11 protein-coding genes are annotated in these 9,149 nt (G+C 67.4%); 5 read left to right on the top strand and 6 right to left on the bottom strand.

Going from position 1 to position 9,149, the window contains the following annotated elements:
* Positions 1-22: 22 nt before the first annotated feature.
* Genes EON91_RS12900 through EON91_RS12890 form a run of 3 tightly spaced genes read right to left on the bottom strand, consistent with a single transcriptional unit; the run spans position 23 to position 2,997 of the window.
* Entirely contained in the window at positions 23-850 is an 828-nt protein-coding gene (locus tag EON91_RS12900; RefSeq protein WP_292095467.1) for a TIGR02587 family membrane protein, read from the bottom strand.
* Positions 851-884: 34 nt separating this feature from the next.
* The gene (locus EON91_RS12895) at positions 885-1,901 is read right to left on the bottom strand and encodes a hypothetical protein (RefSeq protein WP_292095464.1); all 1,017 of its coding nucleotides are present in this window, start codon (positions 1,899-1,901) and stop codon (positions 885-887) included.
* A gap of 13 nt (positions 1,902-1,914) precedes the next feature.
* Entirely contained in the window at positions 1,915-2,997 is a 1,083-nt protein-coding gene (locus tag EON91_RS12890) for a hypothetical protein (protein ID WP_292095460.1), read from the bottom strand.
* A 425-nt stretch (positions 2,998-3,422) separates the two neighbouring features.
* On the opposite strand from EON91_RS12890, the gene EON91_RS12885 reads away from it, so the two are divergent.
* The 5 genes from EON91_RS12885 (at position 3,423) to EON91_RS12865 (ending at position 7,437) form a co-directional block, all read left to right on the top strand.
* On the top strand, positions 3,423-4,718 hold the full coding sequence (locus tag EON91_RS12885; RefSeq protein ID WP_292095470.1) for a dicarboxylate/amino acid:cation symporter: 1,296 nt from the start codon (positions 3,423-3,425) through the stop codon (positions 4,716-4,718).
* Positions 4,711-5,682 carry a nucleoside hydrolase gene (locus tag EON91_RS12880; RefSeq protein ID WP_292095458.1) on the top strand — a complete coding sequence of 324 codons (972 nt, stop codon included), beginning with the start codon at positions 4,711-4,713 and terminating at the stop codon, positions 5,680-5,682. Before EON91_RS12885 ends, EON91_RS12880 begins: the two co-directional genes overlap by 8 nt.
* Positions 5,679-6,521 (top strand): ribokinase, encoded by an 843-nt coding sequence (locus tag EON91_RS12875; protein WP_292095455.1) that lies wholly within the window; start codon positions 5,679-5,681, stop codon positions 6,519-6,521. Before EON91_RS12880 ends, EON91_RS12875 begins: the two co-directional genes overlap by 4 nt.
* A gap of 140 nt (positions 6,522-6,661) precedes the next feature.
* The gene (locus EON91_RS12870) at positions 6,662-6,862 is read left to right on the top strand and encodes a hypothetical protein (protein ID WP_292095452.1); all 201 of its coding nucleotides are present in this window, start codon (positions 6,662-6,664) and stop codon (positions 6,860-6,862) included.
* Positions 6,863-6,936: 74 nt separating this feature from the next.
* On the top strand, positions 6,937-7,437 hold the full coding sequence (locus EON91_RS12865) for a ferritin-like domain-containing protein (protein WP_292095449.1): 501 nt from the start codon (positions 6,937-6,939) through the stop codon (positions 7,435-7,437).
* A gap of 95 nt (positions 7,438-7,532) precedes the next feature.
* Here the strand turns inward: EON91_RS12865 and EON91_RS12860 are convergent, their stop codons facing one another.
* The 3 genes from EON91_RS12860 to EON91_RS12850 all read right to left on the bottom strand — a co-directional run.
* Complete coding sequence (locus EON91_RS12860; RefSeq protein ID WP_292095446.1) at positions 7,533-8,006, bottom strand: SMI1/KNR4 family protein; 474 nt, start codon at positions 8,004-8,006, stop codon at positions 7,533-7,535.
* 220 nt (positions 8,007-8,226) lie between these two features.
* Complete coding sequence (locus EON91_RS12855; RefSeq protein ID WP_292095443.1) at positions 8,227-8,703, bottom strand: hypothetical protein; 477 nt, start codon at positions 8,701-8,703, stop codon at positions 8,227-8,229.
* Between the two features lie 110 nt (positions 8,704-8,813).
* Positions 8,814-9,149: hypothetical protein (locus tag EON91_RS12850; RefSeq protein ID WP_292095441.1), on the bottom strand; the 336-nt coding region annotated here is incomplete at its 5' end.

Below are 9,149 nucleotides of genomic sequence, written 5' to 3'. Positions count from 1 at the left end.
TTTTTGGCGACCATGGGGCCCTCTAGACCAGCAGGCGGGCGGCGGCGGCGCCGATGGAGGCGGGGAAGCCCAGCACGACCACGGCCTGGATCACGCCGGACACGCTGTGCCCGTCGGTGCGGCCGAAGATGAACAGCACGAACAGGCTGACGCCCAGCGCGATCGCATAGCCGGGCAGGGTGAAATGCAGGAAGCCCTTGAGCGGATGCTCGGCCTCTTCCTGCCCGGCGAAGCCCGCCTGGAACACGATCAGGTGCAGCAGGGCGATCGACACCGCGACCAGGGCCAGAGCGTGGAAGGCGGTGGCCTTGTAGGCGATCAGGATCATCTCTTCGGTCGGGGCCATGTTCAGGCCGAAGAACAGGGCGCCCGCCGCCATCAGGAACAGCTCACCGGCGTATGACGCCGCGTCCTCATCCCCCGCCGCACCGCCGCCGTCGCCCGCCAGCTGTCGCCGGGCCAGCAGGGCGCCCATGGCCCCGGGCACGGCCTGCAGCGCGACCATGCCCAGAATTTCGCGCGGCGGGGCGTCCCACCGGATCACGCCGAACAGGGCCAGCAGGGCGGCGGCGGTGATGAAGCCGACCGCCAGGGCCGCCGCCGTATCCATCAGATCGTTGCGCAGCCCGCGCCGGTTCGAGAACCCCGCATAATAGGCCAGGCCGTACAGCAGCGGCAGGCCCGCCCCGACGAACAGCAGCATCCGCCACCGGTCCATGGCCACGCCCTGGGCCCACATCTCCATCGTCATCAGCAGGGGGATGCTGAACAGCAGCGCCCCACCGAAGGCGCGGGCCAGGTCGCGGGCGTAGGCCGTTTCGCGGCGGCGGTCGAAGACGATGACGCTCATGCCCCCGGCAACGCCTGCAGGGGCGGATGGTTCGTTACTCGACGGCGTTGGCGGCCATGCGCAACTCGTTCCAGTCGGTCAGCTCGGTGACGCCCAGAAGGCGGCCAAGGGCGTGATGGGGGTGCATCCGGCCGCGATCCAGGTTGCTGCCGTCCATGCTGTCATTGGAGTTGATCGCCACCACCATCGCCTGGATGTCGGTCGAGGGGCGGTTACGGGCGTAGCCGCTCTTCTTGAGCATCAGATAGTCGATCCCGCTGTTGGGGCGCATCTCGAACAGGGCGTCGATATTGTCCGCCGCCATATGGTGATCATAGCCGGCGCATTCCGTGGTGATCGCCGTGCGACGGCTCGGGCGTCCGCACCAGACCATCTGCGGATTGAGCTTGATGGTGATGTAGGGGCCGACATGGGTCGAGCGCATGGTCCCGTCGGGCATGCGCTCGGCCGTGCCGGTGTAGGGCTGAAGCACGCGGAACCGAAGTTCGATCTCCGCCTCCATGACGCCGCTGCCCCGGGCGCCGTGCTCCTGGCCGTAGCCCTTGATGGCGACGACGGGCTCCAGGCTGGCGCCGTGCAGGTTGCGGATGGGACGCGTGGCCAGGATACGCTCGACGATCAGACGCGCGCGCCGTTCGAACAGGGCCTCTTCTTCCGGGGTGGCGCGGCTGCGCGAGACGCGGACGTCGGGCTGGCGGTTGATGTAGCCGCGCTGCGACAGGCCCGGCCAGTCATCGACCGGGGCGTTGTCCGGCAGGCTGGGGGCGCGCCAGTATTCGACGATGTAATGCGCGTAGTTCCTGGAGCCGTCCGGCAGGGTCGGGCTGTCCCAGCCGGCGTTCGGCCACAGCGGATTTTTGAAGCGGCGGTGGCCCGGCATGTTGTCGCGAATCTCCACCGCGCCTTCAGGCATGGGGCGTGTGTATTCGGGCACGACATGGGGGTGGGGCGGGCTACGCACCGGATACTCGCGTGGGCCGGTCTGAGCCAATGCAGGGGCGGCGATCGACAGCAGGGCGAAGCCGAGCGTGGCGGCGGCAAGACGTTTCATCGGGGAGCTTCCGTCATTGGGCGCGTGGTGCGCCGGGGCTGTTCAGGCGGTCGATCAATCCCTTCCAGTCGGTCGAGAAGGCGGCCGCCACGCTGCGGGCGATGTCGGTGTCCGGCGCGGTCCGGGAGCCGCCGACGAAGCGCTGGGACGAGTTCTCGATCTCCATCACCTGAATGTCGGTCTTGGCGCGCGCGGGATCGAACATCTCCGGGTTCCGGATCATGGGACCTTGACCGCCCCGGAACTCCGGCGCCCAAAGTGGACGGTTCATCGACTTGAACAGGGGAGCCCGGTTTCCGAGCACTTCGACCCCGCGATAGAAGCCGGCGGACGACCAGTCGCGCGAGACGAAGTTGGTGTTGACCCGCAGAACGGCGGGCCCTGGCAGATTGCCTTCCCAACGGCCATCCGCGGCCTGCTGGGCGTCGGGGCGCAGCTTGCCGAAGCCGAACCGCACCTGCATGCCATAGACCTCGGTCCCGGACTGGTCGCGACGGCGCAGGTAGGTCGCCGTGGCCGCCGTCACCACACCTTCCGAACGCTGGATGTAAGGGTGCGCCATGACGGCCTGGCTGATGGCCTGGGCCTGACGTTCCAGGGTGGCTTTCACACCGGCTGGCGGACTCCATCCATGCTCGAACATCGATTCTGCGATACCGAGATGGACACGCCCCAACTTTGGAACATGACCCTCGCGCTCCTTCGCGTTCGGATACTGCTCCCAATAGCGCACCAGATAGTCCCAGTAGGCCAGACCGCCGCCGCCCGGTCCCTCCAGTACGGGCGAGTAATCGCCTGCGCCGACCGGCGTGTTGTTGTGCAGGTAGACCGGCAGCAGTCGCGAAGCGACCGAGTCCTGATGGCTGTGCGCGGGGTTGGGAATGCTCTCATAACGGGGTGTCCCGTCGAACATGCCCAGAAAGCGGGTTACGCCTCCCGGCGGAGGGCGCAACCGCTGCGGCGGTGGGGCCGGTTGACCCGCAGGACGCGAATGGGCGGCTGGCCCCCAGGGGTCGACCTGGGCGAGGGCGGGCGAACAGGTGGCCCCCGCCAACAACTGACCGAGAACGACGCGGCGGGCGGGAAGATGATCCATCATGCCCGCATGGGTTCACTCGCCTGCGTTGAAGGGCAATCGCGCGCGATGAACTTTCGACGGAGGTGCAGGCAGGCTGACGCGCGGGTCCCACGCTGTCGCGGGGCGCCGCCACGCCGCATCAGACAGGCGTGCGGCGAGGCCGTTGTGTCGAGCTGTTTAAAATAAAGGTGGGCGGCCCGGCTCTCTATGTCGGGGGGCGTAAGGTGACCGGGCCGCCGGAAAGGTCAGGGCAGGGCCACCGACGTTTCCGAAGCAGATAACCGCGAGTCCGGCGATTGGTTCCGGCGTTGCTGCACGATGATCTTGCGTTCGTCATACGATCCCGCCAAGCGTGTCTCTCCGCGTATCAGGAGCGTCAGTTGATCAAGGCCGCACCGGGCGTTTCGCCCCCCGTTCCTCAACCCGGCCAGGCGCCGGTGAAGATACGCAAGCCCATCTGGACCCATCTCTATTTCCAGGTGCTTGTGGCCATCGTCGCAGGCGCGGTGATCGGTCATTTCTGGCCCGCGTTCGGCGAGAGCCTGAAACCGCTGGGCGACGGCTTCATCAAGCTGGTGAAGATGGTCATCGCGCCGGTGATCTTCCTGACCGTGTCGGCGGGCATCGCCCATCTGCGGGACCTGAAGAAGGTCGGCGGGGTGGCGGCCAAGGCGTTCGCCTATTTCCTGACCTTTTCGACGCTGGCGCTGATCATCGGCCTGATCGTGGCCAATGTGGTGCGGCCGGGCGCGGGGATGAACATCGATCCGGCGACGCTGGATGCGGGGGCGGTCGCCGGCTACGCCAAGGCGGCGCACGACCAGTCGCTGGTCGGTTTCCTGCTGCACGTCATTCCGGACACGGTGGTGGGGGCGTTCGCGTCGGGCGAGATCCTGCAGGTGCTGTTCTTCGCCATCCTGTTCGGGGTGGCGCTGGCGTCGATCGGCGAGCGGGCGGCGCCAGTGCTGAACCTGCTGGATTCGGTGTCGGAGGCCTTCTTCAAGCTGGTGGCGATCCTGATGAAGGCGGCGCCGGTGGGGGCGTTCGGGGCCTTCGCCTTCACCATCGGCCGCTATGGCATCGAGTCGATCATCAATCTGGCGGCGCTGGTGGGGACCTTCTACCTGACCTCGGCGCTGTTCGTGGTGGTGGTGCTGGGGCTGGTGGCGCGGGTCAACGGCTTCTCGATCTTCAAGCTGATGCGGTATCTGAAGGAAGAGCTGCTGCTGGTGCTGGGCACCTCAAGCTCCGAGGCGGCGCTGCCCAGCCTGATGGCCAAGCTGGAGCGGGCGGGATGCGACCGGCCGGTGGTCGGACTGGTCGTGCCGACCGGCTATTCGTTCAATCTGGACGGGACCAACATCTATATGACGCTGGCCGCGCTGTTCATCGCCCAGGCGTGCGGGATCGATCTGAGCCTGGGCGAGCAGGTGCTGCTGCTGGGCGTGGCCATGCTGTCGTCCAAGGGCGCGGCGGGGGTGACGGGCGCGGGCTTCATCACCCTGGCCGCCACTCTGGCGGTGGTGCCCAGCGTGCCGGTGGCGGGGATCGCGTTGATCCTGGGCGTCGACCGGTTCATGAGCGAATGCCGGGCGCTGACCAATTTCATCGGCAACGCCGTGGCGACCATCGTCGTGGCGCGGTGGGAGAAGGGGCTGGATCGCGACGCCCTGAACGCAGCCCTGTCGGGCGCGCCTGCGCCGCTGGCCGCCCCGGCGGTCGAGGTCGACGATGACTGAGGGCCAAGCCCTGAAACCCCAGACCCTGAAATCCCGGGCCCTGATCATCGACTGCGACCCCGGGGTGGACGATGCGACGGCGCTGCTGCTGGCCTTCGCCTCGGCCGAGTTCGAGCTGCTGGCGGTCACGACGGTGGGGGGCAACGTCCCCGCGGTGGCGACGGCGCGCAACGCGCGGATCCTGAGGCAGATCGCGGGGCGGCCGGACGTGCCGGTCTTCGTCGGAGCCGAGCGGCCGCTGGTGCGCGAACCGGCCGGGGCGGGTGAGTTTCACGGGGCCGAGGGGCTGGGCGATCTGACGCCGTTCGAGCCGGATGCGCCGGCGGATCAGGGCACGTCGGCCGAGGCGATTGTGCGGCTGGTGATGAGCCGTCCGGCCGGGTCGGTCGATGTCGCCGTGCTGGGGCCGATGACCAATCTGGCGCTGGCGATGCGGGCCGAGCCCGCGCTGGCGAGCCGGCTGGGGACGGTGATCGCCATGGGCGGGGCGCGGTCCGAAGGCGGCAACATCACCGCCAGCGCCGAGTTCAATATCTGGGCCGATCCGGACGCGGCGGCGCAGGTGATGGCAAGCGGCTGCAAGGTCGTGATGCTGGGCCTGGACGCGACGCATCAGGTGCGGGCGACCGAGGATCATATCCGCGCGGTCGAGGCGGGCGGCACCGCCTCGGCGGATGCGGCGGGCGCCATGCTGCGCTTTTCCCAGCGGATCGAGCGCGAGATCGTCGGCTGGGACGCGCCGCCGCTGCATGATCCGTGCGTCATCGCCTGGCTGCTGAACCCCGATCTGTTCGAGTTGGCGCCGTGCCGGATAGCGGTGGAGACGCAGTCGGACCTGACGCGCGGGCATACGGCGGTCGAGTTCCGGATCGATCCGGCGACGGCCAGACATTTCTGGGCGACGCAGGCGGACGGGGCGGGGGTGTTCGCCCTGATCGCCGAACGGCTGAAGGGGGCGGCATGAACATCACCGTGGTGGGATCGATCAACCTGGATATCGTCGCCAGCGCGCCGCATCTGCCGGCGCCGGGCGAGACGGTGACGGGGGCGACGCTGGCGCGGCACCCGGGCGGCAAGGGCGCCAATCAGGCGCTGGCGGCGCGGCGGCTGGGGGCCGAGGTGTGCCTGATCGGCCGGGTCGGCGACGACGAGATGGCGGGCGCGGCCATCGCCCTGATGCTGGCCCAGGGGGTCGATCTGGGCGACGTGATCACCGATTTGGCGGCGCCGACGGGCGTGGCCCTGATCGCGGTCGACCCGTCGGGCGAGAACCAGATCGTGGTCGCCGCCGGGGCCAATCATCTGGTGACGCCCGAGCAATTGCCCGCGCGGATCGAGGGGCCGTTGATCGCCCAGCTGGAGCTGCCGATCGAGACGGTCGAGGCGGCGGTGGGCCGGGCGACCGACTTCGTGTGTGTGAACCTGGCGCCCGCCGCGCCGGTGTCGGAGGCGATGCTGCGCCGCGCCGATCTGATCGTGGTCAACGAGACCGAGGCCGCCTTTTACGGCGACGCCCTGCATGTCGGCGGCGGCCGGGTGGTGGTGACCAGGGGCGCGCGCGGTGCGGCCATGTTCCAGCGAGGGGTCGAGATGGCCTGGGCGACCCCGCCCGGGGTCGAGGCGGTCGACGCCACCGGCGCGGGCGACGCCTTCGTCGGGGCCATCGTGGTCGCCCTGCTGGACGGGATGGCGCCGCAGGCCGCCCTGACGTTCGCCTGCGCGGCCGGGGCCGTGGCGGCCACGCGACCGGGGGCGCAACCGTCGCTGGGAACGCGCGCCGAGGTCGAGGCGCTGCTGGGCTGAAATCCGTCGACGCGAACCAAAGTTTTCGCTTTTGGTTCAAATCGATAAGCGCGGCCGGGAGCACTCTTTCGTGTAGCGCGGCCGTAGGAACGTCGGCGGGCGCGCCGACTTATCCCTCCGTATCCCAAACGGAGAAGATCATGACGGACGTTCAACCGGGCCAGGAGCCCGACCAAGACCTGGACATCGACCAGGACGACGATCTGGACCAGGACGGCGCGACGCCGCAACCGGACCAGGGCCAGGACATCACCCCCGGCCAACGTGACCAGGCGCCCGCGACGGGCGGCGAAGGCGCGGCCGGCGCCGGCGGCGCGGACGGCTTCGGCACAGGCCGCTGAATTTTGATCCCTGCAGAAGGCCTCGCCATCCGGCGGGGCCTTTTTCGTGCGTGCTCACACAAGGAGAGACCCACATGGCTGACAAGACCCTGGACACCCTGTTCCACGACACGCTCAAGGACATCTATTACGCCGAGCGCAAGATCCTGAAATCCCTGCCCAAGATGGCGCGCGCGTCCCAGTCGCCCGAGCTGAAGGCCGCGTTCGAGAAGCACCGCGGCCAGACCGAAGGCCAGATCGAGCGCCTGCAACAGGTGTTCGAACTGATCGGCAAGCCCGCCCGCGGCAAGACTTGCGACGCCATCGAAGGCATCCTGGCCGAGGGCGACGAGATCATGGAGGAATACGCCGGCTCGCCCGCGCTGGACGCCGGCCTGCTGGCGGCCGCCCAGGCGGTCGAACACTATGAGATCACCCGCTACGGCACGCTGAAGCGCTGGGCCGACGTGCTGGGGATGAAGGACGCGTCGCGCCTGCTGGACGAGACCCTGCAGGAAGAGTCCCAGACCGACGTCGACCTGACCGCCATCGCCGACGCCGCCGTCAACGCCGAGGCGATGCGCCCCGCCGCCTGACGGGGAAAGGCGCGCGCGTCAGGATTTGGCGCGCGCGCCGGGGGGCTGTCCTTAGGGCGGACTTGCTTGACGTCCGTGATGGGTGGGAAGCGGACCTAAGCAGTCTCACTCGGAAGGCTGCAATATGCCTCCAGCAGCTCCGCAAAAGACGGAGCGATCTGCTGAATCGTGCCGAAGTCGTGATCCCATAGATATACGGCGTCGCCGGCCTCGCTCCTCCGGAACGAAAGCAGGTTGCCCCCACTGTCGGACGCAAACGGCACGAGATCGGCAGGATAGCCCGAGGGAGTCCAGCCTTGAACGCTCTCAGCGATCTCGGTCGGCGTCAGGAAGTCTCCGAAGTGCGGCAGGTCCGATTGTTCATCGATGGCGTCCCACAGATCGGCTGTGGGCCGCGGAAGGCCGACGGCCAAGACCGCAACGCGATAGCTCGCCGGAAAGATATAGCTCAGATCCTTCTCTGCCTGCTCCAGGTCGGCAGGTTGCACCTCGATGGGTGGGTATTCTTCGTGAGCCCATCGCTTGTTGAAGGCATCGAGGCAGGTCGCTGCACTGTGCTCCACCTTCATAGCGACCTCGCATGTTGAGATTTGAACAGCCCACTGGGAAGGCGCGCCTAGAAGGATGGCTGAACCGAGCGAAAGTAACACGTGCATAGGCTGATCCTAGACGCAGAAGGCATGTCCGCAACGGGTCGATTTCGGTCCTGGGCTTTGGCTCCGAAAGTGGACGTTGACCGCCAGGCCGGAAGCGGTCACCGCCCTTGTCCGGTAGGGGTGGAAAGCGGAACTACGTCCTGTGTCGGTCGGACGCCGCGAGGCGGGCAAAAAACCCAACGACATATTTCCGATAGATCGGGACCACGGCCTCCTCGAACCACGAGTCTTCTAGCGGCATTGGATCACGTGCAACCGCTGCCCGAATGACCTCTTCGATATCCGAAAACAGACCAAGTCTGCCTTCGCTCAGAGCAGCTTGGTATTTTGCTAGGTAAGTATTCCCCGCGAGGCCCTGCTCTTCACCCCAGCGATTATAATACTCGAACAGAATGGCTATCGCGCACCCAGCGTGCAGCAAATTTAGATCGACATAGTGAGCCTTCTGATCCGTCTCAGCGTCGATGAACCTCAACGGATCGAACCGGATTCCGGCATCGGCATTATGGCCGAAGCCTTCGTAGCCCTTCGCCATATCGACATACATGAGGAGGATGTCGCGGATCGCTTCGAGCGCCTCCTCATAGTTGCTCATCGTGATCGTGTGCATGGGCGGCACCGTAACGTTAGCGCGGGATGTCCGCTATGGGTCGTGAGCCGACGTTCGCGCGCCTCCGAGAGCCGGTTACCCGACTGATCCACAGAAGCCGGCGCCCCAGCTTAGCCCCCATAACACATCGGGCCACCGAGGCGTTTGATCGAGAGGGTGCGGTGGGGGGTCACTTCGGCGTGCCACAGGCCCATGTGGCCGGATCCGCCGAGGCGGCGGGTTCGGTGGCCGATGAAGGTGATCAGGAACGGCTGGACGGGATGGCAGTCCTGATCGGCGTCGTATCCCAGCGCCTCGACCTGTTCCCCCAGGCGCGGCAGGTCGGGCGGATATTCCAGCCAGTCCGTGGCGCGATAGGCGGGGCGGCGGGTCGGGGGGCGGGCGGCGCCTTCGATGAAGGTCGAGCCTTCGAACTCATAGAGCCAGACGCCCGAGAACTGACGGGT

It is taken from the genome of Brevundimonas sp., from assembly GCF_004210735.1.
Taxonomy (GTDB): domain Bacteria; phylum Pseudomonadota; class Alphaproteobacteria; order Caulobacterales; family Caulobacteraceae; genus Brevundimonas.
The sequence above is the reverse complement of the archived record's forward strand: the minus strand, read 5'-3'. Positions and strand labels throughout refer to the sequence as shown.